Genomic DNA, 25,045 nt, shown 5'->3' on the forward strand with positions numbered 1-25,045 from the left:
GCAGAGTTTGATGTTATTTAGTCTGCACACATGAACAACTAAATGCAACACTTAATAACACTTCACGCTGCTTCACCGGAACCGCCCCAACCCTCCTGAATTACTTGGGAAATTTTCCGTGCATGCTTAAAAATTTCCTTTAAACCACTGACTTACGCGCTCGATCCAGTAGCTTGCGCCGCCCTCGCTGCGGAGCTCGCGCGGGGTCTGGAACTGGCGCCCGTACAACAACAGTCCAACAGCGCTTGCGAAAGCCGGGTTACGCGTCACGTCGCGAACGCCGGTGACGTTATGCGGCAGGCCCAGGCGAACCGGCAGTTCGAACACTTCTTCGGCCAGTTCCTGCACGCCCGGCAGATAGCAGCCGCCGCCGGTGAGCACCACACCGCCGGCGATCTGGTCATACCAGTCCGAGCGGTGCAGCTCCTTGCGGATCAGCCGGAACAGCTCCTCGTAGCGCGGACGTATCACTTCCGACAGGGTCAGCCGCGACAGCCGGCGCGGCGGGTTGTCGCCGACCGATGGCACCTCGATCTCTTCGTCGAACGCGATCAGCTGCGGCAAGGCGCAGCCGAACTTCAGCTTGATGTCCTCGGCCGCCTGGGTCGGCGTACGGAAGGCCACGCTGATGTCGTTGGTGACCTGGTCGCCAGCGACCGGCAGCACCGCGGTGTGTCGCACCGAGCCGCCCTTGAACACCGCGATGTCGCTGGTGCCGCCGCCGATGTCGATCATCGCGATGCCCAGTTCGCGCTCGTCCTGCTGCAGCACCGCGTAGGCGCTGGCGAGGTGATTCAGGCACAGCTTGTCGACATGCAGGCCGCAGCTCTCGACGCATTTCTGCAGGTTCTGCGCGGCCGACACCGAGCCGGTGACGATGTGCACACGCGCCTCCAGCCGCACGCCAAACATACCAACCGGCTCCTGGATGCCTTCCTGGCCGTCGACGACGAACTCCTGCGGCACCACGTGCAGCACTTTCTGGTCGGCCGGGATCGCCATCGCGCGGCCGCCTTCGATCACGGTCTCGACGTCCTTCTCGGTGACTTCGCGATTGCGCACCGGCACCACGCCGACCGAGTTGTGGCTCTTGATGTGGCTGCCGGAAATGCCGACGTAGACCGACTGCGCGCGGCAGCCGGCCATCAGTTCGGCCTCTTCGACCGCGCGCCGGATCGACTGCGTGGTGGCGTCGATATTGACGACGACGCCGCGCTTCAGGCCGCGCGACGGATGGGTGCCGAGGCCGACGATCTCGATATGGCCTTCGGGCATCACCTCGCCGACCACGCAGACGATCTTCGACGTACCGATGTCGAGCCCGACCAGCAAATTGCGCGCTTCGCGCTTAACCATCCTTGCGTACTCCTTGAGTTGCGGGTGCGGCTGCTTTCAGGTCTGCTTTTGCGCCCGCCTTGCCGTCAGTGGCATTCTGCTTGCCGCTCGCGGCGATGCGGCTGATCCAGCCGATCGCGAAACCGTTGGTGTAGCGCAGGTCGACATAAGCGACGTCGGCGAGCCGCTCGCCCAGCGACGCCGGCAGGGCGCCGAGCAGCACCGGCAACTTGTCGGCCGCCGCGCCAGGGCCCAGCCTCAACTCGATGCCGCGGCACGTCTGTGCGGTCCATTCACCGCGCGCATCCAGTTGCAGACCGCTCAATGCCAACGGGGTTTCAGCCAGCGCCTGCGATAGCCGGCGATAAGTCTCGATCACCAACTTCTCATTGCCAGCGGTGCCGGCCAGGCGCGGCAGCTTGGCGACGACAGCATCGGGCAGATCGCCGGTAGCCGGCGTGAACGCGACCGAGCCGGTGTCCAGCAACGATGCCGCATTCCAGCGCGCATAGGCCTCGCGCTCCCAGACACGAACGCGCACACCGGTCGGCCATACACGCTCGACGCGCGCGCGCGCAACCCAGGGCAGCGCGGCGACGTCGTTGCGGATCGCTTCCAGATCGACGCTGAAGAAACCCTGTGCCAGGTGCGCGGCCGTGACCTGGCGCACCGACTCCGGCGTGACGCGGTCGAAATGCCCTTCGATCTGCAAGCGGCTCAGCATCGGCTGTTGCCACTGCAGCGCCATGATCAGCAGGCCGATCGCGAGCACCGCCAGGCCGACACCGGGCATCCAGCGCGGCACGCGCACGGTAAATGACGGCGCTGCCGGCAAAGGCAGCGCGCGCAGGCTGCGGTCAAATGGGGTGGCCGGCATCGTCTGCCTCCGAAGTAGAGGGTTTGGGGGTGGGTTTGGGGGTGGGTTCGAGAGTGGGTTTGAGCGTGGTTTCGAGAATCCGCCAGCACAGGTCCTCGAACGACAGGCCGATCGCGGCGGCCGCCATCGGCACCAGCGAATGCGAGGTCATGCCGGGAACCAGGTTGGCTTCGAGCAGCCAGGGACGATCGTCGCCGTCGAGCAGAAAATCGACCCGGCCCCAGCCGCCGGCACCGAGCGCCTCGAAAGCGCGCAGACACAGCGCCTGAACTTCGCTTTCCAGCGCCAGCGGCAGGCCGCTGGGGCAGTGATAGCGCGTGTCGTTCGACAGATATTTGGCGTCGTAGTCGTAGAACTCGCCGGGCGGCACAATGCGGATCGTCGGCAGCGCAGCGCCATCCAGAATCGCGCAGGTGAATTCCTGGCCGAGGCTGCCGCCGCCGATGAACTGCTCGGCCATCACCACGCGCTGCGTATCGCCGCGCGCCAGCTGATACGCGGGAACCAGCTGATCGGCGTGCTTGACCTTGGTGATGCCGACGCTCGATCCTTCTTCCGAAGGCTTGATGATCAGCGGCAGTCCGAGCGCATCCGCGGCGGCGAGCGAATCGGCTTCGCTGCGCAGCAGGCTCCAGGCCGGAGTCGGTAGATTCTCGGTCTGCCAGATGCGCTTGCTGCGCAGCTTGTCCATCGCCAGCGCAGACGCGAGCACGCCGCTGCCGGTCACCGGCAGATCCAGCAATTCCAGCACCGCCTGCACGCGGCCGTCTTCGCCGCCGGTGCCGTGCAGCAGGTTGAAGGCGCGATCGAAACCTTCGGCTTTCAGCTGGAACAGCCGTTCTCGCGTCAGATCGACGCCATGCGCATCGACACCGCGCGCGCGCAGCGCTGCCAGCACCGCTTCGCCGCTCCAGATCGAGACCTGGCGCTCGGCCGACCAACCGCCGAGCAGCACGGCCACTTTCCCAAATGCGCGCGGATCGGTAACACGGCTCACGCAGCGGTTCATGCCGCAACTCCCACGATTCTGACCTCAGGCTGCAGATCGACACCGGCTTTTTCGCGAACGACATCGCGCACACGCTGAATCAGCGCCTCGACATCGGCGGCGATTGCACCGGCTTCGGTGACGATGAAATTGGCGTGCAGCGTGGAGATTTCGGCACCGCCGATGCGCTCGCCTTTCAGCCCGCAGCTTTCGATCAGGCGCGCGGCGTGATCGCCGGGCGGATTGCGGAACGTGCTGCCCGCCGTGGGCTTGCCGACCGGCTGCGTCGCCTTGCGCCGCGCCAGCCATTCGCGCGTGACGCGCTCGTGTTCGCCACTCGGGTCCGCGCCGACACGGAAGCGCGCACCGAGGAAGCCGAGCACGCCGGAAGGCGTTTTGACATGGCGATATGCCGTTTGGAAATCGCCCGGCGACAACCATTCCGAGCGGCCGTCGCGATACACGGCTTCGACCGCAAGCACTTGAGGCCAGGTCTCGCCGCCCCAGGCACCGGCGTTCATCGCCAGCGCACCGCCGACGGTGCCGGGAATGCCGGCCATGAAGCCCAGCCCGGCGCGACGCCGGGCCTGCGCGTACTTGGCGAGCCGCGCGCAGTGCACGCCGGCTTCCGCATAGATCTCGTGATCGCCGGCCGAGGCCAGGCCATCGAGCGCGCCGTGCAGGCAGATCACGGTGCCGCGCACGCCGCCATCACGCACTAGCAGGTTGCTGCCCAGGCCCAGCCAGGTGATCGGTTCGCGCGCCGGCAGGCTCGCGATGAAAGCCAGCAGATCCTCACGGTCCGCCGGCTCGAAATAGCGATCCGCCGGGCCGCCGACACGCCAGCTGGTGTGTGCCGCCAGCGGCTCTTTGCTGAGCAGGCGGCCGCGCACACCGTTGCGCTTGATCGTGGCGCTCATGCCGTCGCCCCGAAATTTTTGGCCAGCAAGGCCGGCAGCGTACCGATGTCGCCGGCGCCCAGGCTCAACAGCAGATCGCCGTCCTGCAGCACGTTGACCAGCGCGTCGGGCAGCTCGCCGACGCTGCCGGTCAGCAGCGGCTCGACCTTGCCGCGCGAGCGGATGCAGCGCGCCAGGCTGCGGCTGTCGGCATTGGCGATCGGCTCTTCGCCGGCCGCATAAACCTCGGTCAGCAACAGCGCGTCGGCGTCCGACAGGATCTTGCAGAAGTCGTCGAACAGATCGCGCGTGCGCGTGTAGCGGTGCGGCTGGAACGCGACCACCAGACGGCGCTGCGGATGCGCGGCGCGCATCGCCTGGAACGTCGCCGCGATCTCGCGCGGATGATGGCCGTAGTCGTCGACGAGCCAGGCTTTACCACCGCGCGGCAGTGCGATAAAGCCATGCGGCTCGCAGCGGCGGCCGATACCCTGGAACTCCAGGAAGGCCTTGCGGATCGATTCGACATTGACGCCGAGTTCCAGGCCTATCGCGACAGCGGCCAGCGCGTTCTGCACGTTGTGCAGGCCCGGCAGATTCAGGTGCAGCTCGGCTTTGATTTCGGCACCCGTCGCGTCGAGTGCGATCAGCGTGAAATCGCTGCCGCTGCCGAGCGCCCGCACATTCTCGGCGCGCACGTCGGCTTGCGGATTCAGACCATAAGTCCGCGCCGGACGGCCGATGTCCGCGATCAGTTCATTGATCACCGGGTCATCGACGCATAGCACCGCGAGCCCGTAAAACGGCAGCCGGTGCAGGAACTCGACGAAAGTCGATTTCAGCTTCGAGAAATCGCCGCCGTAGGTTTCCAGGTGATCGGCGTCGATGTTGGTCACCGCCGCGATAACCGGCGACAGATGCAGGAACGAGGCGTCGCTCTCATCCGCCTCCGCGACCAGATAGTGGCCGGCGCCCAGGCGCGCATTGGTGCCGGCACTTTTGACCCGGCCGCCGATCACGAACGTCGGGTCGAGCCCGCCTTCGGCCAGCACCGCCGCGACCAGGCTGGTCGTCGTGGTCTTGCCATGGGTGCCGGCGATGGCGATGCCGTAGCGGAAGCGCATCAGCTCGGCCAGCATCTCGGCGCGCCGCACCACCGGGATGCGGTTGGCGTGCGCGTATTCGACTTCCGGATTGCTCGCCTTGACCGCGGTCGAGCAGACGACCACGTCCGCGCCCTCGGTATTGCTGGCCGCGTGGCCGAAGAACACGTGCGCACCCAGGTCTTGCAGCCGCTGCGTCGCCGCGCTGCGCTTCAGGTCGGTACCGGACACGGTGTAGCCGAGATTGATCAGCACCTCGGCGATACCGGCCATGCCGGAGCCGCCGATGCCGAGCATGTGCACGCGGCGCACGCGGCGCATCCGCGCCGGCATCGACGGCCGCGTGTCCAGAGACGCTCCGGTCACCATGACTCGCCTCCGGCCGTCAGCACTTCGGCCGCGATCTCGCGCGTCGCCCGCGGCCAGGCCTTGGTCCGCGCGATCTCGGCCATCTGCAGCAGCTTGGCGCGATCACCGAGCAGGCTGCGCAGCAGAGCGGCGAGGCGCTCGGGATTCAGCTCGCGCTCCTGGATCAGCACCGCCGCGCCGTCGTCGGACAGGTGCCGCGCGTTCGCGGTCTGGTGATCGTCGACCGCAAACGGGAACGGCACCAACACCGATGCACAGCCGGCCGCACAGAGTTCGGCGATCGTCGAGGCGCCGGAACGGCACACCACCAGATCGGCCCAGGCATAGGCCGCCGGCATGTCGTCGATGAAAGTCTCGATGCGCGCCATCACACCGGCGTTCGCATAGGCCGCGCGCGCGACATCGTAGGTGCGGCCGGCCTGATGGCGGATCTGCGGGCGCGCGGTTTCCGGCAGCAGCGCGAGTGCGGCCGGCACCCGCTCGTTGAGCGCCTTCGCGCCCTGGCTGCCGCCGAGAATCAGCAGGCGCGCCGGGCCGCGACCGCTGTCTTCGCGAGCGGCGCAACGCTCGGCCGGAGCCGGCAGTTCGGCAATCGCCGCACGCACCGGATTGCCGACCGTGGTCGCGTGGCGGAAGGTCTTCGGGAAAGCCTCCAGAACCTTGCTCGCCAGCAGCGACAGCACGCGATTGGTCAGGCCTGGCGCCGCGTTCTGCTCGTGCACGACCAGCGGAATCCGCATCAGCCGCGCAGCAAGCCCGCCCGGGCCGGCAGCGAAACCGCCCATGCCGAGCACCACCTGCGGCTGGCGGCGCGCGAGGATCGCCATCGCGGCGCGCAGCGAGCGCCACAGCAGCACCGGCGCGTCGAGCAGCGAGCGCCAGCTCTTGCCGCGCAGACCCCGCACTGGAATCGTTTCGATCTCGAAGCCTTGCGGCACGACGGTGCGCGCCTCGAAAGAATCGGGCGCGCCCATCCACACGACTTCGTGGCCGCGCGTGCGCAGTTCCTGCGCGACGGCCAGCGCCGGAAACACATGCCCACCGGTACCGCCGGCCATGATCATGATCTTCATGTGCCGGAACCCCGCAACCGGGGCTGCGCGCCGCTCGCCGTCAGCCGGTTCTCGTAATCGACACGCAGAATCAGTGCGAGCATCACCAGCACGCAGACCAGCGAGGCGCCGCCGTAGCTGATCAACGGCAGGGTCAGACCCTTGGTCGGCAGCGCGCCCATGTCCACCGCCATGTTGATCAGCGCCTGCAGGCCCAGCCAGCTCGACAGTCCATAGCAGACGTAGGCCTTGAAGCGCTCGTTGGCAGCTTCCGCAACACCGCCGATGACGAAGCCGCGCCAGACCACCAGGCCGAACAGCGACATCAGAACCAGCACACCGATCAGACCGAATTCCTCGGCCAGGATCGCGAAGATGAAGTCGGTATGCATCTCCGGCAGGTACAGCAGTTTCTGGATACTGTTGCCGAGACCGACGCCGGTCCATTCGCCGCGGCCGACCGCGATCAGCGAATTCGCCAGCTGCCAGCCGCCGTTGTTGATGTCGGCAAACGGGTCGGTGAAGCTCATCATCCGTCGCACGCGGTAGGCCTCGGCGAATGCGAGCAGGCCGAGGCCGCCGCCGCCGACCACCATCAGCACCAGCAGATGCCAGAGCCGCGCGCCGCCGAGGAACAGCATCACGAAGGCGACCGCCATCAGAATCACGGTGGAGCCGAAATCCGGTTCCAGAATCATCAGCGCGCCGGCGAACAGCAGCGGCAGGAACGGCATCAGCAGGCCGGCCCACTGATTCTGCAGGCGCGCCTGCCGGCGCACGATGTAGCCGGCGAGATAGACGATCAGCGCCAGGCGCGCGAATTCCGAAGGCTGGATGCGAATGACCTTGATGTCGATCCAGCGCCGCGCCGCGTTGACCTTGATGCCGATGCCCGGAATCAACACCAGGATCAGCAGACCGACCGCAATGAACGCGATCAGCGCGCTCCTGCGCTCCCAGACATGCATCGGCACCAGGTAGGCGCCGAATGCCGCCACGCCGCCGACGCCGACAAACAACAGCTGGCGCCAGAAATAATAGAACGGCGCGCCGGTCATCTTCTCGGCCTGCGCGACCGAGGCCGACGCCACCATCACCAGGCCCCAGGACAGCAGCAGCGCGATGCCGGCGCACATCGGACCGTCGAGGCCGACGCGCGCGCGCGGCATCGGCAGCGATAACTGGCTCAGGCCGGAAAAACCCAGGTTCATGCGAGCGCTCCGACTGCCTGGACCAATTGCTGTCCGCGCTCGACGTAGTATTTGATCGTATCGAGACTCACGACAGTGCTCCGACTGCCTGGACAAAGCGCTGTCCGCGCTCGACGTAGCTCTTGAACTGGTCGAGGCTGGCGCAGGCTGGCGACAGCAGCACGCGATCGCCGGCCCGGGCCAGCTGATGCGCACGCCTGACCGATGCAGCCAGGTTGGCTTCGCGGTACACAGGCACGGCGCCCTGAATCGCGCGCTCGATCGCGGCGGCATCGGCACCGAACAGCACTGCGGCGCGGCCCTTGTCGGCCAGCGATTTTGCCAGCGGCGCAAAGTCCTGCCCCTTGCCCTGCCCGCCGCCAAGCCAGACGATCGGACCTTCGAGGCCCTGCAGCGCGGCCAGCGTCGCGCCGACATTGGTGCCCTTGGAATCGTCGATATAGGTCACGCCATCGACTTCGGCGACGAAGGCGCAGCGATGCGGCAGGCCGCGGAATTCGCTCAGCGCCTGCAGGCTGGCGCCGCGCGGGATGCCGGCGGCATCGGCCAGCGCCAGCGCGGCGAGCGCATTGGCGGCATTGTGCAGGCCCTGGATTTTCAGCGCACTCCGCTCGATCAGCCTGTGCTCATCGGCACACAGCCAGCCATCACGGATGCCATATGCGTAGGGCGGGTCGAGACCCGCCGCTTTTGGTTCGGCGGCAGAACGGCGGTTCATGACCCGCCCTACGCCGAACGTCACGGAACCAGCCGGCGCGTGCTGCATCACACGCTCGTCGTCGCGATTCACTATCGAAATTTCAGCATGATCAAAAATCCGCGCCTTCACCGCCGCGTAGTGATCCATGCTGCCGTGACGATCGAGATGATCCTGCGACAGGTTCAGATTGGCCGCGGCACGCAGCTGCAGCGTATGTGTGGTTTCGAGCTGGAAGCTCGACAATTCCAGCACGTAGAGCTGGGCGTCGTCGGCCAGCAGATCCAGCGCCGGCGTACCGAGGTTGCCGCCGACTCGGACGCGCAGCCCGGCCGCGTTCGCCATGTGGCCAAGCAGGGTGGTGACGGTGCTCTTGCCGTTGGAGCCGGTGATGCCAATCACCGGCGCATTGGCGGCGCGTGCGAACAGCTCGACGTCGCCAATCACGCTGACGCCGGTGTCCATCAACTCGCGAACAAAAGGCTCGTCCAGCGACACGCCGGGTGACACCACGGCCTCGGCAAACTGCGCCAGCGGACGCGGCGCATCGAAAGCGCCAAGATGAAATTGCGCGCCGCCGAACTCGCTGCGCAGCGCATCGATACCGGCGAGATGCGGACGCGAATCGGTGACGACCAGGCGCGCGCCTGCCCGCGACAGGTAGCGCAGTGCCGACACGCCGGACGCGCCGAGGCCGACGATCAGCATAGTCTGGTCGCGATAACACTCGGCAGAGGCGCGGATCGAGGTCATGGCCTATCGGATCTTCAATGTCGAAAGGCCGATCAACACCAGGATCAAGGTGATGATCCAGAAGCGCACGATGATCTTCGGTTCGGGCCAGCCCTTGAGCTCGTAGTGGTGATGCAGCGGCGCCATGCGGAAGATGCGTTTGCCGCCGGAATACTTGAAGTAGCCGACCTGCAGCATCACCGACAGCGTCTCGGCGACAAATACGCCGCCCATGATCACCAGCACCAGCTCCTGGCGCACCAGCAGCGCGACCACGCCGAGCGCAGCGCCGAGTGCCAGCGCGCCGACGTCGCCCATGAACACCTGCGCCGGATAGGCGTTGAACCACAGAAAGCCGAGACCGGCACCGGCGATCGCGGTGCAGAAAATCGCCAGCTCACCGACACCGGCGATATAGGGAATGCCGAGATAAGTGGCGAACTTCACGTTGCCGGTGGAATACGCAAAGATCGCCAGCGCCGAGGCCACCAGCACGCAGGGCATGATCGCCAGACCGTCGAGGCCATCGGTCAGGTTCACGGCGTTGCTGGTGCCGACGATGACCAGGTAACCCCAGATCACGAAAAACGCGCCGAGCGGAATCGTCACGTCCTTGATGAACGGCAGGATCAGCGTGGTCTCGGCCGGTCCCTTGGCCATCAGGTAGATCGCCAGCGAGGTGCCGAAGCCGGCCAGCGACAGCCAGAAATATTTCTGCCGAGCGGTCAGGCCAAGGTTACGGCGATGCCTGATCTTGATGTAGTCGTCGGCGAAACCGACCAGGCCGAACGCCAGCGTCACCAGCAGCGCGAACCAGACGAAGCGATTCGTCAGATCGGCCCACAGCAAGGTCGCGATGCTGATCGCGGCGAGTATCAGCACGCCGCCCATCGTCGGCGTCCCCGTCTTGGCCTGATGCGACTTGGGGCCGACTTCGCGGATCACCTGGCCGAACTTGAAGTCGTGCAGCTTGCGGATCATCAGCGGGCCGAACGTGAACGAGAAAATCAGCGCAGTCAGGATGCCCATGATCGCGCGCACGGTCAGGTAGCCGAACACGTTGAAACCGCTGATATGCGGTTTCAGAAATTCGGCCAGGTGGTAAAGCATTTTAGTACGGCTCCCTATTGTTGGCCGGGTCGGTGCCGACCAGCGCCTGAACCACGGCATCCATGCGCGCCGAGCGCGATCCCTTAACCAGCAGCGTGACGTCGGCCGCCGGCTCTTTTTTTAAGTCCTGCTTGAGCTCATGCTTCAGGTCATGCTCGATCGCCGCGATCAACGCCGCGGTGTCGTCGAAGATCTTCGCGCCGCTGCCGTAGCCGCGCGCGTAGTGCGCCGCCAGCGCGCCCTGTGCGTACAGGCGATCGATGCCGAGATCGCGCGCGGCGCGGCCGGCGGCTTCATGCAGTTCCGGCGCCGTCGGCCCGAGTTCCGCCATGCCGCCGAGCACGGCCCAGCGCCGGCCTTTTTGCGCGGCCAGCAGCTCCAGGCCGGCGCGCAGCGAAGTCGGATTGGCGTTGTAGCTGTCGTCGATCAGGCGCGCGCCCTGCAGCGTGGTTTTCCAGTCGACTCGGCCAGCGGCACCCTGCACTTTCCCAAGGCCTGCGGCGATGTCCGCCGCGTCCATGTCGAGCGCAACACCGCAAGCCGCAGCAGCGAGCGCATTGGCGATGTTGTGGCGGCCCGGCAGCGGCAGCTCGACTTCGGCGCGGCCGCTAGGCGTGATCAGCATGAAGCGCGAGCCGCTACGGCCGCCGGCCAGTGTGAAGCTCTGAACATTCTCGGCGCGCACGTCGGCACCGGCAGCAAAACCGAACGTCAGCTTGCGCGCAAGGCCGGCCAGATCGCGCCACAGCGCAGCGTAGGCATCGTCGGCATTGATCACCGCGGTGCCGCGTGCGCCCAGGGCGGTGAACAGTTCGCCCTTGCTGCGCGCGACACCTTCGCGCGTACCGAAGCCTTCGAGGTGCGCGTCGCCGGCTTGCGTCACGATGCCGATATCCGGCCGCGCCAGCGAGGCCAGCTGCGCGATCTCGTGCGGATGATTGGCGCCCATCTCGATCACCGCGCTGCGATGCTCGGCGCGCAGCCGCGCTAGCGTCAGCGGCACGCCGATGTGATTGTTCAGATTGCCTTCGGTCGCCAGCACCGGCCCGCGCGCCGCGAGCACCGCGGCCAGCAGCTGCTTGGTCGTGGTCTTGCCATTGCTGCCGGTCACGCCGATCAGCGGCGCGCTGAACGTGCTGCGCCAGGCGCGTGCGTAGTCCTGCAGGCCGCGCAAGGTATCCGGCACCAGGATCTGCGGCAGCTCGGTGTCGATGCGCCTGGACACCAGCGCGCCGGCCGCGCCCAGGCTGGCGGCGCGACGCAGGAAGTCGTGGCCGTCGTGGTGCTCGCCGACCAGCGCGACGAACAGATCGCCGCGCTGCAGCTGGCGCGTGTCGCTGATCACGCGGTTGAACACGGCGTCGGTGCCGACGAATTCGGCGGAGATGCGCTGCGCCGCGCGCGACAGCGCTTCCATCGGCGTGACCATGACCGGGGCACTCATGCGCGCACCTGGTCGCCGACCAGTTCTGCCACAAAGGCGCGATCGGAAAACGAGCGGCGCTCGGCACCGACAATCTGATAGTCCTCGTGGCCCTTGCCGGCGATGACGACAACATCGTCGGCCGCCGCCTCAAAGATCGCCGCGCGAATCGCGGCGGCACGATCGTGAATCACGCGATATTCGATTTGCGCCGGGATGCCCTGCAGGATCTCATCGGTGATCGCTTCAGGCGATTCGCTGCGCGGATTGTCGTCGGTCACCACCAGCCTATCCGCCTGCGCCGCCGCGGCCGCGCCCATCAGCGGACGCTTGCCGCGATCGCGATCGCCGCCGCAGCCGAACACGCACCAGAGCTTGCCCGCGGCATGCGCGCGCAGCGCTTTCAGAATCTGCTCCAGTGCCTGCGGCGTATGCGCGTAGTCGACGACCACCAGCGGCGCGGCCTTGGGTCCGCGGAAGCCTTCGATGCGGCCCGGCACGGTGTGCGTCTGGGCCAGAGCCTGCACCGTGTCCGCCAGCGAAACACCGGCCGACAGCAGCACGGCGGCGGCGGCCATCAGGTTGTAGGCATTGAAACGTCCGAGCAATTTCGCTTCCAGCCGGGCGCGGCCCTGATGCGTGTCCAGCGTCATCGACAGACCGGCGCCATGCAGCCGCAGTTCGCGGCCGATGACCCAGCGCGGTGTGTTCGCGGCCTCGCCGTCGAGACCGTAGGCGATGACGCGCGCACGCGCATCGGTGGCATCGAGGTCGGCGATCCACTGCAGGCCGAAGCCGTCGTCGCGATTCAGAATCAGCGCGCGCGCATCGTCCGCTTCGAACAGCCGGCGCTTAGCCGCCGCGTAGCGCTCCTGCGTACCGTGGTAGTCGAGATGGTCGCGCTGCACATTGGTCAGCGCGACCGCATCGAACTCCACGCCGCCAACCCGGTTCTGATCGAGCGCATGCGAAGACACTTCCATCGAGACCGCAGTGCAGCCCTGCTCGACGCTGCTGGCGAGCCAGGCCTGCAGCGAGACCGGATCGGGTGTCGTATGGCTGGCATCGGCCAGCGCCGAGATCCGGCCGTAGCCGATCGTGCCGAAATAGGCGCAGGGACGCGAGATCCGCTCGAAAGCCTGCGCAACCAGATGCGCGGTCGAGGTCTTGCCGTCGGTGCCGGTGACGCCGAAAACGAAGGCTTTTTTCGACGGCTCGCCATAGAAGCGCGACGCGACGATGCCGATGTTCTGCAGCAACCGCGGCACCGCGAATTCCGGGATCGCGCTGTGCGGCGCACTGATGCCAGGCGCCGGCTCCCAGGCCACCGCAGCGGCGCCGCGTTCGATCGCCTGATCGAGATGGCTCAGGCCATGCGCGGCGCTGCCGCGCGCCGCGAGGAACAGGTCGCCGATCGCGACACGGCGCGAGTCCAGCGCCAGGCCGGTGACTTCCAGATCGGGCGCCGCCGCGCCCAGGCCCGCGAACAGCCGCGACAGCGAAGCCGGACGGCGCGCGCTCACGGCGCACCTCCGATACGGGCCAGCACTTTCGGACCGGTTGCGCTCGACGTTGAACCGCCCGAGCCCAGTGCAACCGTATGCTGCGGCTGCGTCGTCGACGGCAGCGGCACCACCGGCGTTGGTGACGGCGGCAGCTGCGGCATCAGCGGGCCAGGTTCGTCCGGCGCAATCTGCAGCAGGCGCAAACCGCCCTGCATCACCGTCGAGAACACCGGCGCCGAAACGACGCCGCCGTAATAGCCTTCGTCGGCTGAGGGCTCGTCGATCAGCACCAGGCCAACCAGGCGCGGATGCTCGGCCGGGACCATACCGATGAACAGGGATTGATAGCGGTTCGCCGCATAGCCGCCGGTGTCGGCGACCTTGTGCGCAGTGCCGGTCTTGCCGGCGATGCGATAACCCGGAATCGCGGCGCGGATCGCGGTGCCTTCACGCGACACCACGCCCTGCATCAGGCGGCGCACTTCCTGCGCGGTCGCCGCCGACACCGTGCGCTGCGGCGGCTGCGGCGCGGCGTCGTTGACCAGACGCAGCTGCGGCATCAGGCCGTCGTTGGCCAGGCCGGCGTAGGCGCGCACCAGATGCAGCGCGGTCAGCGACAGGCCGTAGCCATACGACGCGGTCGCGGTCGCGATCTGGCCCCATTCGTTCCAGTTGCGCAGCGTCGACGAGGCTTCGCCCGGGAAGCCGGAATGCACCGCCTCGCCGAAGCCGAATTTCTGATAGCCCGACCACACCGCTTCAGGCCCGATCTGCAGGCCGATCTTGGCCGCGCCGACATTGGACGACTTGGTCAGGATCATGCCCAGATCCATGTCGCCGTGCGGATGCACGTCGCGCACCGTCAGCGCACCGACTTTCCACCAGCCCGGGCCGGTGTCGATATGCGTGTTCGCGGTGACCGCGCCCATCTCCAGCGCCTGCGCGACCAGCAGCGGCTTGACCGTCGAGCCGGGCTCGAAGGTATCGATGATCGCGCGGTTGCGAACCGCGCCGGGCTTGCGCTCTTCCGGGTTGTTCGGGTTGAAACCGGGCTGGCTGGCCATCGCCAGGATCTCGCCGCTCTGCGCGTCGGCGATGACCACCAGCCCGCCTTTCGCCTTGAACTTGGAGACTGCATTCTTCAGCTCGCGATACGCCAGATACTGCAGCCGCAGATCGATGGTCAGGTTCAGATCCTGGCCGGGCTGCGCGGGCTTGGCATCCTCGGTGTCCTCGACGATGCGGCCGCGCGCATCGCGAATCACGCGGCGCGATCCGGGTATGCCGGTCAGCAGCGTGTCGCGCGCCGCCTCCATGCCTTCCTGGCCGCGGCCGTCCATATTGGTGAAGCCGACCAGCTGGCCGGCGACTTCGCCGGCCGGGTAGTAGCGGCGATATTCGCGCTGCGAGAACACACCCGGTGCCTTGATCGCCATCACCCGCTTGGCGTCGTCCGGGTTCATCTGCCGCTGCAGATACACGAACTGTTTGCTGCTGCGGTCCTGCAGATATTTCGTCAGATCGCGCGGCTTCAGCCCGAGCATCTGCGCGATCGCCGGCAGGTATTCCGGTGCGGCCAGCAATTCGTTGGGCACGGTCCACAGCGAATCCACCGGCGCCGACAAGGCCAGCGGCTCGCCGCGGCGATCGCGGATCGCGCCACGATGGCCTTCGAGCACGACGGTGCGCACGTGGCGCTTGCTGCCCTCTTTCGACAGGAAATCGTTCTCGACGATCTGCAGCTGGAAGGCGCGGCCGAACACCGCAGTCGCACCGAGCCCGAGCATGCCGATCACCAACCAGCGGCGCCAAGCAGCAACCGGCTGCACCTTGTTGGCCGGCAGGTTCGAGCGAGCAGCAGCCTGCGGGCGCGTGCTTCTCATCGCGGCCTCTTGTCGGGCGATGCATCCAGCGGCGCGGCCAGCGTTTTCTTCGGCTGCTCGACGACGACGTAGTCGCGCGGCTCGGACATGCCGAGCTGGTCGCGCGCCAAGGTCTCGATGCGGGCGTGATGCGCCAGCGCCGCTTCTTCGAGCTGCAGCTGCGAGCCTTCCATGTCGAGCCGGTCGCGCTCGGTGCGCAGGCGCTCGACCTCGGTGGTCAGCAGACGATTCTGATGTTTAACGTAAACCACGCCCAGCGCCAGCAGGATGCTCGCGAGCGCCAGCAGCAGTGGCACGGTCAGGCTGTTGCCCGATACCGGCGACGGCATGCGCGTGCTGGTTTTGCGGATCGCGTTCAGGACACGCGCTCGGCGACGCGCAATACCGCGCTGCGCGCACGCGGATTGATCGCGCACTCGGCATCGCTGGGGAATGCACGCGAAACCCGCTTCAGCTCGGCTTTTTTCGCGTCGTCCGGGCCGGTGCCGCGCGCATCGCGCATGAAGCGCTTGACGATGCGGTCTTCCAGCGAATGGAAGCTGATCACTGCCAGACGCCCGCCCGGCGCCAGCACTTCGGCGGCCGACTGCAAAGCCCGCGGCAGCACGTCGAGTTCGCGATTGATGAAGATGCGGATCGCCTGGAAGCTGCGCGTTGCAGGATGGATTTTCTGGCGCGGGCCGGACATCGCCCGCGAGATGATGTCCGCGAGCTGCGTGGTGCGCAGGATCGGGGTTTCAATGCGCGCCTCGACAATGCGGCGCGCGATGCGCCGGCTCAGGCGCTCTTCGCCGTACTGATACAGCACATCGGCGATTTCCTCAGCGTCGGCGCGGTTGATCCAGGCCGACGCCGGCTCGCCGGAACTCGGGTCCATGCGCATGTCGAGCGGGCCGTCGCGCAGGAACGAAAAGCCGCGCTCGGCATCGTCGAACTGCGGCGATGAGACGCCGAGATCGAGCAGGATGCCGCTGATCTGGCCGACCATGCCGCAGTCGCGCGCGAGCTCGCCGAGCTCGCCGAAATTGCGGTGATGAATGCGAAAGTTGCCGCGCTCGCCGAAGCGCAGTTTCGCAGCCGTGACCGCGTCCGGATCCTGATCCATCGCATGCAGAAAGCCCTGCGCGCCGAGCACGTCGAGGATCGCCGCGCTGTGACCACCGCGGCCGAAGGTGCCATCGACATAAATCGCATCGGGCATGGCCCGCACCGATAGCCCGGCCAGGGATTCTTCGAGCATCACCGGGCGGTGCGAGTCGGTCACGGCGTCTTCAGAATGCAGCGAGGTGGCGCCGCGCGACGGCGCGGCTGAATGGTGGATGGTGCGCAAGGACGATCACCCGACCATTAACGCTTGATCAGCTTGAGCGCCTGCTTCAGGCGTTCAGGCTCGGCACGACGCGCCTGGTAGCGCGACTCGTCCCAGATATCGAAACGGCTGATCTGGCCCTCGACGACGACGCGGCCATTGGCCAGCCCGGCCTCATCGCGCAGCCACTGCGGCAGCACGATGCGGCCCTGGCCGTCGAGCTCCACCTGAACCGAGCGGCCGAAGATTTCCTGCTTTAGCAACTCGGCCTGGTCGGTGTCTTCGATCGCCTGGATCTGCTCGGCGAGCTTGGCGAATTCGGCGGCAGGGAACACTTCCAGATGCGGTTTGTCGTCATGCGAAAACGGCGTCAGGTACAGCGGTCCACCCTCGGTTTTGGCCAAGGTATGCCGAAACGACGCCGGGACCGCAATGCGGCCCTTGTCGTCCAGAGAAACGGCATACCAGCCTGAGAACACCCGCGCACTCGCTTTGAGCCTTCGATGGCTCACCCGTCCGAAGAGACGAACCGCAGAGAACACAGAGTCCGTTCTATGCCCCACTTCGCCCCACTACGCACCACTATATGCCACGGGATTCAGCCGCGCAACCGAAACAGTAAATGAAACAAGGAGTTAAGCTTCAGCGGGGATTCAGTAAGATATTGACGAAGAAACAGCCACTTAGCTGATCTTCTTAAAGTGGGGATTGACGCCGTGTAGGTTGGGGTGAGCGAAGCGAACCCCAACATCAACGCCGCGACGAGTGTTGGGGTTCGCTTCGCTCACCCCAACCTACGCGGGAAAGTGCCCTGCGGCATGGCGCAGGGCGGAACAAATAAAACGAGTCGGCCTGTAAGCCGGGTTCTGTCTGGGGCCTTGCGACCCCGCAACAACCATTCCTCTAGGCCCTGCGTCACCACAGGGCTCCAGCAGCCTACCCGGTGAGCGCGCGGACCACGCGTCGCGGTCGATTGCTCGCCGCATCCCACCCTATTTGGCCTTGCTCCGAACGGGGTTTACCGTGCCGGTCCATTGCTGGACTCGCGGTGCGCTCTTACCGCACCGTTTCACCCTTACCTGATCCTCATTGCTGAGGCCATCGGCGGTTTGCTTTCTGTTGCACTGGCCGTAGGCTCGCGCCTCCCAGGCGTTACCTGGCGTTCTGTCCTGTGGAGCCCGGACTTTCCTCCCCCATGCGAGCATGGCGGCGGTTGTTCGGCCGACTCGGCGGCTATTCTACGCCGGCCACCCCGTCACCGCCGTTGATTTCCAACGCCAATGCATACAACTCGCTCTTGCGGCCACCGCTGAGTTCGGCGGCAAGCTTGGCGGCCTTGCTCGGCGACAACTCTTTGAGCAACACCCGCAGCAGGCGCTCGTGCTCGGCCCGGCCGACACCGGCCGCAGGCGCGCCTTCGATCACCAGCACGAATTCGCCGCGCGTGCGGTTGCTGTCGGCGGCAAGCCATGCCACCAGTTCGACGGCCGGCATCACCACGCTCTGCTCGAAACGCTTGGTCAGCTCGCGCGCCAGGCATACCCGCCGAGTCGGGCCGAGCACGCTCGCCAGATCGTCGAGACAATCGGCGATGCGATGGCTGGATTCATAGACGATCAGCGTATTGGACTGCGTGCCGAGTTCGCGCAGGCGCTCGCGGCGCTGACTGGCCTTGGACGGCAGGAACCCGACGAAACTGAAAGCATCGCTGGGAATGCCGGCGATCGACAGCGCAGCAATGGCGGCGCACGGCCCGGGCACGGTGATCACCGGCAGATCCGCGGCGCGCGCGGCGCGCACCAGCGCGAAGCCCGGATCCGAGATCAGCGGCGTGCCGGCGTCCGACACCACCGCAAGACTGCGGCCGGCCTGCAGCATCTCGATCAGGCTCGACACCAGGCCGGCTTCGTTGTGCTCGTGCAGCGCGGTCAGCGGCTTGCTGATACCGAAATGCGACAACAGCATGCCGGTGTTGCGCGTGTCCTCGGCGCAGATCCGATCGACGCTGCGCAATATCGTCTGGCCGCGCGGCGACAAGTCGGCAAGATTGCCGATCGGCGTGGCCACCACGTACAGATGCCCGGCGACCGCGGACTGTGCGTCCGGATGCTCGTCGCTGCGGAAGGTCTCGCTCATAGGGATCGCGGTCTGCAGTCAAGGGGGAAGGCGGGCGGGTCGCATGTCATACTTTAACGATGCCGCCGCGCATCCACTCGACCCTGCTCCTTCCCCGCTTCTGGGCCACCCTTTTTTGCGCGTTCTGGCTGGCCGCCGGCGCACGCGCCGCCGAGCCCGAACGCTCGGGCGAGCAGACGCTGGCCGCAGCCGAAGCGGCGATGAATGTCGGCGACGACCGCAGGGCCGAGTATCTGCTGAGCCGCATCCCGCCGGCCTCACTGGCGCTGCCGCAGATCGCGCGCGCGCAGATCCTGCGCTCGTCGATCTCGCTGAAGCGCGGCCTGCCGATGGCGGCGCTGCAGGCCTTGCCCAGCGGATCGGACCACGTGCCGCTGTATGCCGAGCGCATCGAAGAGCTGCGAGGCAGCGCGCTGTTCCAGCTCGGCGATCCGGTTGCGGCGACGCGCTCGCTGGTGCTGCGCGAGCGTTATCTGCAGGACGACAGCGAAGCGCTCACCGACAACCGTGAAATGATCTGGCAGGGTCTGCTGCGCACGCCGCTGAGCAAGGACGATCCACCGCGCATCGCGGTGCAGGACGAGATCACCCGCGGCTGGCTGGACCTGGCCTGGCAGCGCCAGCTCGGCGCAGCGGCGCGCTACGACAGCTGGGCGGCGCGGTATCCGCAGCATCCGGCTGCCGCGCGCGAAGCGGCACTGGCGCGTGCGCAGTCCACCGCGCCGGCCATCGGCCGGCCCGGCAGCACGATGACGATGTCGCCCTCGATGTCGCCGATGCCGGCAGTGCCGGGCTTCGTCGCGGCGCCGGCGGTTTCCACGGTTTCGGCCGTTTCGGCGCCGTTCGCCAGCAGCGGTGGTGGCCGCGGCTATGCGCTGCTGCTGCCGCTGACCGGTCCGTTCGCGGCGACCGGGGAAGCGGTGCGCGCCGGTTTTCTCGGCGCGGCCGGTGCGTCTGCCACCGATGTGCGGGTCTACGACTCCGGCGCCAGTGCCGACCAGGCGCTGGTTGCGTATCAGAACGCGCTGGCCGACGGCGCCGCTGTGGTCGTCGGCCCGCTGCAGCGCGAAGCCGTCGCCGCGATCGCGCGGCTCGGTACGCCGCCGGTACCGGTGATCGCACTGAATGCGCTCGATGAGAACGCGATCGCTCCGGGTAATTTCCTGCAGTTCGGCCTGGCGCCGGAAGACGAGGCGCGCGCCGCGGCGGAACAGGCCGTCGCGCAGAATCAGCGCCGCGCGATTGCGCTGGTGCCGGCGAGCGACTGGGGACGCCGCGTGTTCGCGGCCTTCGGCGCGCGCCTGCACGAACTCGGCGGCCAGGTCGCCGGCAGCGACACGTTCGAATCCGGCACCAACGATCCGTCGAAAATGATCAAGCGCCTGCTCGGACTGGAAGCCAGCGAGAACCGGCACAAGGCACTGACCGCGGTGCTCGGCAAGGACACCGAGTTCGACGGCCGCCGCCGCGGCGATGTCGACTTCGTGTTCCTGGCGGCCAAGCCCAACGACGCGCGCGTGATCCTGCCGCAGCTGCGCTTCTTCCGCGCCGGTGGTTTGCCGATCTATTCGACGTCGCTGATCTTCGAGGGCCGCGGCATCGACTGGCCGAACATGCGCGTCTGCGACATGCCGTGGATGCTCGACACCAGCGGCGTGTGGATCGCGCCGCGCAATGCCGCGATCACGCAGATTCCCGATGTGATGCGCAGCTATCCGCGCCTGGTCGCACTCGGCGGAGACGCCTGGCGCCTGGCCGGCAGGCTGCGCGAGCGCCGGCTGCAGACCGAAGTGCTGATCGATGGCGCCAGCGGCAAGCTGCGCGTCGCCAACGACGGCCGCGTCAGCCGCGAACTGAGCTGCGCGGCGCCGAACTCGGCGCTGTCGCAGGCACTCGCACCGCCGCCGGCGGCGCAGCCCTGATAAGCCGGTGAAAGGCGCTGACGCCGAGGATCTGGCTCTGGCCTACCTGCAGAAGCAGGGTCTGAAACTGGTATTGCGCAATTACCGCGCGCGCGGCGGCGAAATCGATCTGGTGATGCGCGACGCCAAGGCGCTGATCGTCGTCGAAGTGCGCAAGCGCAGCAGCACGCGCTACGGCACGGCGGCGGAATCGGTGGATGCGCGCAAGCGCGCGCGCATCGTTCTGGCGGCACGCTGGCTGCTGGCACAACGCGCGGATCTGGCGAAGCTGGCGATGCGTTTCGATGTCGTCACGCTGGATGCCGACGACAAGATCGAGTGGATACGCGCGGCGTTCGACGCCGAGGGTTGAGATCGCGTTGCAGTTCGCAATCGCGGTCAAGGACCGCTCCTACAGTCGCGGATTGCAGGTTCGTAAAAGTCCTGTAGGAGCGGTCCTTGACCGCGATTGAAGCCCCGCAGCTACTTCACCACCCGCAGATTCGGCCGCCCGCTCGGCCGCGGCGGCGGCGTCTTCGGCGCGCCGTCGTTGCCGTCACTTTTCGGCTTGCCGTCCGGCGGCGTCGGCGGCTCGACTTCACCGAATACGATGCCCTCGCCGTTCTCGCGCGCGAACACCGCGAGCACCGCGCCGCTGGGAACCTGCACGTCAAAGGAGCGGCCGGAGAAACGCGCCGAGAACCAGATCGGATCGCTGCTCATGTCCAGCGCCTGAACCGCCATGCCGCTGACGTTGAGCGTGATCCGGCCCTCCTGCACGAACTCGCGCGGCACCACCACGCCCTCGTAGTCGGCAGCGACCAGCAGATGCGGCGTATAGCCGTTGTCCGTCGCCCAGTCGTAGATGGCGCGGATCAGATAGGGGCGGCGGGAACGGGATGACGGCATGAGCAAAATAGGCTGAAACGGCCGGATAACGGCGGTTATTGCAGTGTAGACCGTTAGCGCCTGGCCGGCACCACGCGCTGGAACGAGGTCCGCGCGAAGGCGCGCTGCGCGTAGCGGCGCACCGGGTCGGCGGCCGGCGGCAGATCTAGTTTCAGCTCGGCGATGCGCCAGAACAGCGCGGTCCAGGCACTGTCGACGATCGAATGCTCCAGCCCCAGGAACCAGCCACCGCGCGCCGGGAACAGCGGCGAACTCGACGCGATCATGTCCGCGAGCCGCTTGCGCGCGCCCCTGGCAACCGCCGGCGTGCCGGTCTCGATCAACTGCAGTTGCGTGAAGTAGTCCTGCTCGAGCCGGTCCAGCGCCATGCGCAGCCGCGCGCGATGCGAGGGCTCCGAGGGCATCATCGGCGGATGCGGGTAGCGCTCGTCCAGATATTCGGCGATCACTCGCGCCGGATAGATCACGGTTTCGCGGTCGGCCAGGGTCGGCAGCGTCTGCGAAGGATTCAGCAGCAGCAGGTCTTCGCTGATGCGGCCGGGCTTCTGCAGTTCGAAGCGCGCACCTTCGACATCCTTCTCCGCCAGTACCAGGCGCACCCACAGGCAGGTCACCGCATCGCTGCTGCAGTACAAGGTGATGCCGGCATTCGGCGCCGGCTTGGTCGGCTGGACGTATTTGGTTTTGGCGCGCAGTGACATAGACCTAGGACTCTACGGCGTCCGACGGTCAAAAGTCGATCAGCGCCTATTGCGGCCCGCATTGCAGCCGATGCAAAGCCCACAAAAAAAACGCCGCCAGGGCGAGCCCGGGCGGCGTCGAGAACGGCGCAGCGATCAGCGATCGATCAGCTATCCATCAGTGCTTGATATCGCGCCAGAACTCTTTCTTCAGCAGGTAGCACAGCACCAGCAGCAGCAGCAGATACACCATCGCCTTGGGACCAACCCCCATGCGCACGCTCTTGCCGGGCTCGGCCGCGTAGCTCATGAAGTTGACGATGTCGCCGACGAACTTCTCGTACTCGTCCGGCGACAGGCTGCCCGGTTGCACCAGCTTCAGCGGAACGCCGTGATGCTCGCCCTCATGCTCGGCGGCGCCTTCGGGCGCTTCTTCCTTGACCTGCCAGCCCTGCAACTCCCACAGCACATGCGGCATCGACGCACCCGGCAGCACCAGGTTGTTGACGCCCATCGGCCGCGTGCCGTCGACGTAGAACGTGCGCAGATAGCTGTAGACCCAGGACTGGCCACGCGCGCGGGTTTCCAGCGTCAGGTCGGGCGGCGTCTGGCCGAACCAGGCTTTGGATGCGTCCGCCGGCATCGCCGAGTGGATCTGATCGCCGACCTTGGCCGACGTGAACATCAGGTTGCTCTTCAGCAGGTCTTCCGGAATCTGCAGATCCGCGCCGATACGGTTGTAGCGCAGGTACTTCATCGAATGGCAGCCGGAGCAGTACGCCATGAAATCACGCGCGCCGCGCTGCATCGACGCCAGGTTGGAGGTGTCCGCCCGGTACTCGTAAGGCAACGGGTGCCCTGCGGCCACGGCACTGCCCGACAGCATCAGGCCCGCGATGGCGAGCAGGAGTTTATGTGCGCGCATCATCCCGTCACCCTTTCCGGAACCGGCTTGGATGTTTCGAAGTTATGAATAAACAGCAGGCTGAAGAAGAAGCCGAAGTAGTAGACCGTGCCGATACGCGACATCAGCGTGTAGGTCGGGCTCGTCGGCTGCATGCCGAGGTAGTTCAGCATCACGAAGTCGATCGCGAAGATCAGCGTCAGCAGCTTGGTCAGGTTGCCCTTGTAGCGGATCGACTTGACCGGATTGCGGTCCAGCCAGGGCAGCAGGAACAGGATCAGCACTGCGCCGAACATCACGATCACGCCCGGCAGCGCCGAGGCGAACATCGACGGCGTGGCGCGCAACATCGCGTAGAAGCTGCCGAAGTACCAGGCCGGCGTGATGTGCTCCGGCGTGACCATCGGATTGGCCTCCTGGAAGTTCGGCTTCTCCAGCAGATAACCGCCGCCGTCGGGCGCAAAGCAGATCACGCCGACGAAGATGATCAGGAACACCGCGACGCCGACCAGATCCTTGACCGTGTAGTACGGATGGAAGCCGATGCCGTCGAGCGGGATATGCGTGACCGGGTCCTTGTGCTTCTTGATCTCGACGCCGTCGGGGTTGTTGGAGCCGACTTCATGCAGCGCGATCAGATGCGCAACCACCAGACCGACCAGCACGAACGGCAGCGCCACGATGTGCAGCGAGAACAGGCGGTTGAGCGTCGCATCCGAGGGGATGTAATCGCCCTGCACCCAGACGACGATGTCCGGGCCGATGAACGGGATCGTGCCGAACAGCGAGATGATCACCTGCGCGCCCCAGTACGACATCTGGCCCCAGGGCAGCACGTAGCCGCAGAAGCCTTCGGCCATCAGCACCAGGAAGATCAGGCAGCCGAATACCCAGATCAGTTCGCGCGGCTTCTTGTACGAGCCGTAAATGAGGCCCCGGTACATGTGCAGATACACGACGATGAAGAACGCCGACGCGCCGGTGGAATGCATGTAGCGGATGACGTTGCCCCAGGGCACGTCGCGCATGATGTATTCGACGCTGCCGAAGGCCTCGGCCGAGCTCGGCTTGTAATGCATCGCCAGGATGATGCCGGAGATCAGCTGGTTGACCAGCACCAGCAGCGCCAGCGAGCCGAAGTAGTACCAGAAGTTGAAGTTCTTCGGAGCGTAGTACTCCGACAGATGATCGCGATACAGCTTGGTCAGCGGAAAGCGGTCGTCGATCCAGCCGAGGAATCCGGTGGTCTTGTAGGGATTGGGTACGATGGCCATGTTGTTGTGGTCTTCCCTTATGCCGCGGCCTGGTCTTCGCCGATGACGAGGGTGGTTTCACCGTCGAAGCGATACGGAGGCACTTTCAGATTGATCGGAGCCGGCACGCCCTTGTAGACGCGGCCTGCGAGATCGAACTTGGAGCCGTGGCAGGGGCAGTAATAGCCGCCCTGCCAGTCCGGCAGAATCTCAGGCGCCGGATGGTCCGGGCGGAACGTCGGCGAGCAACCCAGATGCGTGCAGGAACCGACCAGGACCATGATCCCCGGCTTCACCGAGCGGGTGGCGTTCTGCGCATACTTGGGCTGCTGATCGACGGTGGAATCCGGATCGGCGAGATCCTTCTTGACCTTGTCGAGGCTGGCGATCATCTCGGGCGTGCGCTTCAGTATCCACACCGGTTTGCCGCGCCAGGCCAGGGTCAGCATCTGGCCGTCTTCGACGCCGGCGATGTCGGCCTTCACCGGAGCACCGAGCGCCTTGGCGCGCTCGCTGGGCTTCATCGAAGCCAGGAACGGCCAGACCACGAAGCCGGCGCCAACCGCGCCCACCCCGGTGGTGGCGAGGGTCAGGAACCGGCGACGGCCCTTGTCCACCTCAGTACCCGGGCTCACGCCTTCGGGGCCCATGCCTTTCGGGCTAGCAGCAGCATTTTCCATAGATCTGGAGTTCGGTAGAAACATCGTGGCGGCGGGCGCGCGGAGCAAGACACACTCCTGCAGCTAGCGGGCAATCCCCCCGAAGCCTG

At 66.4% G+C, this 25,045-nt stretch carries 23 protein-coding genes and 1 other RNA gene; 2 read left to right on the plus strand and 22 right to left on the minus strand.

Features of this window, described 5'->3' with window-relative positions:
* Positions 1-126: 126 nt before the first annotated feature.
* From ftsA to rsmI, 17 genes are all read right to left on the minus strand, one after another.
* Complete coding sequence (gene ftsA, locus JWQ90_RS10260) at positions 127-1,356, minus strand: cell division protein FtsA (protein WP_299693097.1); 1,230 nt, start codon at positions 1,354-1,356, stop codon at positions 127-129.
* Entirely contained in the window at positions 1,349-2,212 is an 864-nt protein-coding gene (locus JWQ90_RS10265; protein WP_299693100.1) for an FtsQ-type POTRA domain-containing protein, read from the minus strand. The genes ftsA and JWQ90_RS10265 overlap by 8 nt, the downstream gene beginning before the upstream one ends.
* Positions 2,193-3,221: a D-alanine--D-alanine ligase gene (locus JWQ90_RS10270; protein WP_299693103.1), complete on the minus strand. Its 1,029-nt coding sequence runs from the start codon at positions 3,219-3,221 to the stop codon at positions 2,193-2,195. The genes JWQ90_RS10265 and JWQ90_RS10270 overlap by 20 nt, the downstream gene beginning before the upstream one ends.
* Positions 3,218-4,120, minus strand: coding sequence for a UDP-N-acetylmuramate dehydrogenase (gene murB / locus JWQ90_RS10275; protein ID WP_299693106.1), 903 nt, complete (start codon positions 4,118-4,120; stop codon positions 3,218-3,220). Before murB ends, JWQ90_RS10270 begins: the two co-directional genes overlap by 4 nt.
* Positions 4,117-5,571, minus strand: a complete 1,455-nt coding sequence (murC, locus tag JWQ90_RS10280) for a UDP-N-acetylmuramate--L-alanine ligase (RefSeq protein ID WP_299693109.1) — start codon at positions 5,569-5,571, stop codon at positions 4,117-4,119. Before murC ends, murB begins: the two co-directional genes overlap by 4 nt.
* Entirely contained in the window at positions 5,565-6,644 is a 1,080-nt protein-coding gene (murG, locus tag JWQ90_RS10285; protein WP_299693112.1) for an undecaprenyldiphospho-muramoylpentapeptide beta-N-acetylglucosaminyltransferase, read from the minus strand. The genes murC and murG overlap by 7 nt, the downstream gene beginning before the upstream one ends.
* Positions 6,641-7,834 (minus strand): putative lipid II flippase FtsW, encoded by a 1,194-nt coding sequence (gene ftsW, locus JWQ90_RS10290; protein WP_299693115.1) that lies wholly within the window; start codon positions 7,832-7,834, stop codon positions 6,641-6,643. Before ftsW ends, murG begins: the two co-directional genes overlap by 4 nt.
* Before the next feature lie 67 nt (positions 7,835-7,901).
* The gene (gene murD, locus JWQ90_RS10295; RefSeq protein ID WP_299693118.1) at positions 7,902-9,284 is read right to left on the minus strand and encodes a UDP-N-acetylmuramoyl-L-alanine--D-glutamate ligase; all 1,383 of its coding nucleotides are present in this window, start codon (positions 9,282-9,284) and stop codon (positions 7,902-7,904) included.
* 3 nt (positions 9,285-9,287) lie between these two features.
* Positions 9,288-10,373, minus strand: a complete 1,086-nt coding sequence (mraY, locus tag JWQ90_RS10300; RefSeq protein WP_299693121.1) for a phospho-N-acetylmuramoyl-pentapeptide-transferase — start codon at positions 10,371-10,373, stop codon at positions 9,288-9,290.
* Between the two features lies 1 nt (position 10,374).
* The gene (gene murF / locus JWQ90_RS10305) at positions 10,375-11,817 is read right to left on the minus strand and encodes a UDP-N-acetylmuramoyl-tripeptide--D-alanyl-D-alanine ligase (protein ID WP_299693124.1); all 1,443 of its coding nucleotides are present in this window, start codon (positions 11,815-11,817) and stop codon (positions 10,375-10,377) included.
* Positions 11,814-13,319, minus strand: a complete 1,506-nt coding sequence (locus JWQ90_RS10310; protein WP_299693126.1) for a UDP-N-acetylmuramoyl-L-alanyl-D-glutamate--2,6-diaminopimelate ligase — start codon at positions 13,317-13,319, stop codon at positions 11,814-11,816. The genes murF and JWQ90_RS10310 overlap by 4 nt, the downstream gene beginning before the upstream one ends.
* Entirely contained in the window at positions 13,316-15,184 is a 1,869-nt protein-coding gene (locus tag JWQ90_RS10315; RefSeq protein WP_299693129.1) for a penicillin-binding protein 2, read from the minus strand. The genes JWQ90_RS10310 and JWQ90_RS10315 overlap by 4 nt, the downstream gene beginning before the upstream one ends.
* A complete protein-coding gene (gene ftsL, locus JWQ90_RS10320; protein WP_299693132.1) occupies positions 15,181-15,513 on the minus strand; it encodes a cell division protein FtsL in 333 nt (110 codons plus the stop codon). The genes JWQ90_RS10315 and ftsL overlap by 4 nt, the downstream gene beginning before the upstream one ends.
* A 26-nt stretch (positions 15,514-15,539) precedes the next feature.
* Entirely contained in the window at positions 15,540-16,448 is a 909-nt protein-coding gene (rsmH, locus tag JWQ90_RS10325; RefSeq protein WP_299693135.1) for a 16S rRNA (cytosine(1402)-N(4))-methyltransferase RsmH, read from the minus strand.
* Positions 16,449-16,531: 83 nt separating this feature from the next.
* Complete coding sequence (locus JWQ90_RS10330; protein WP_299693137.1) at positions 16,532-16,972, minus strand: division/cell wall cluster transcriptional repressor MraZ; 441 nt, start codon at positions 16,970-16,972, stop codon at positions 16,532-16,534.
* Between the two features lie 360 nt (positions 16,973-17,332).
* Positions 17,333-17,722, minus strand: an RNA gene (gene rnpB / locus JWQ90_RS10335) — RNase P RNA component class A.
* Positions 17,723-17,726: 4 nt separating this feature from the next.
* Positions 17,727-18,629: a 16S rRNA (cytidine(1402)-2'-O)-methyltransferase gene (rsmI, locus tag JWQ90_RS10340; protein WP_299693139.1), complete on the minus strand. Its 903-nt coding sequence runs from the start codon at positions 18,627-18,629 to the stop codon at positions 17,727-17,729.
* A 59-nt stretch (positions 18,630-18,688) separates the two neighbouring features.
* On the opposite strand from rsmI, the gene JWQ90_RS10345 reads away from it, so the two are divergent.
* Together JWQ90_RS10345 and JWQ90_RS10350 are read left to right on the plus strand one after the other, a co-directional pair.
* Positions 18,689-20,551, plus strand: coding sequence for a penicillin-binding protein activator (locus tag JWQ90_RS10345; RefSeq protein WP_299693141.1), 1,863 nt, complete (start codon positions 18,689-18,691; stop codon positions 20,549-20,551).
* 7 nt (positions 20,552-20,558) lie between these two features.
* On the plus strand, positions 20,559-20,903 hold the full coding sequence (locus JWQ90_RS10350; protein ID WP_299693143.1) for a YraN family protein: 345 nt from the start codon (positions 20,559-20,561) through the stop codon (positions 20,901-20,903).
* Positions 20,904-21,013: 110 nt separating this feature from the next.
* On the opposite strand, the gene JWQ90_RS10355 is transcribed toward JWQ90_RS10350, so the two are convergent.
* From JWQ90_RS10355 to petA, 5 genes are all read right to left on the minus strand, one after another.
* Positions 21,014-21,439, minus strand: a complete 426-nt coding sequence (locus JWQ90_RS10355; RefSeq protein WP_299693146.1) for a ClpXP protease specificity-enhancing factor — start codon at positions 21,437-21,439, stop codon at positions 21,014-21,016.
* Between the two features lie 53 nt (positions 21,440-21,492).
* Positions 21,493-22,140: a glutathione S-transferase N-terminal domain-containing protein gene (locus tag JWQ90_RS10360; protein WP_299693149.1), complete on the minus strand. Its 648-nt coding sequence runs from the start codon at positions 22,138-22,140 to the stop codon at positions 21,493-21,495.
* A gap of 157 nt (positions 22,141-22,297) precedes the next feature.
* Positions 22,298-23,047 (minus strand): cytochrome c1, encoded by a 750-nt coding sequence (locus tag JWQ90_RS10365; protein WP_299693152.1) that lies wholly within the window; start codon positions 23,045-23,047, stop codon positions 22,298-22,300.
* The gene (locus tag JWQ90_RS10370) at positions 23,044-24,297 is read right to left on the minus strand and encodes a cytochrome bc complex cytochrome b subunit (RefSeq protein ID WP_299693155.1); all 1,254 of its coding nucleotides are present in this window, start codon (positions 24,295-24,297) and stop codon (positions 23,044-23,046) included. Before JWQ90_RS10370 ends, JWQ90_RS10365 begins: the two co-directional genes overlap by 4 nt.
* A gap of 17 nt (positions 24,298-24,314) precedes the next feature.
* Complete coding sequence (gene petA / locus JWQ90_RS10375; protein WP_366919492.1) at positions 24,315-24,926, minus strand: ubiquinol-cytochrome c reductase iron-sulfur subunit; 612 nt, start codon at positions 24,924-24,926, stop codon at positions 24,315-24,317.
* Positions 24,927-25,045: the final 119 nt, after the last annotated feature.

The organism is Hydrocarboniphaga sp. (genome assembly GCF_028291725.1).
GTDB lineage: Bacteria > Pseudomonadota > Gammaproteobacteria > Nevskiales > Nevskiaceae > Hydrocarboniphaga.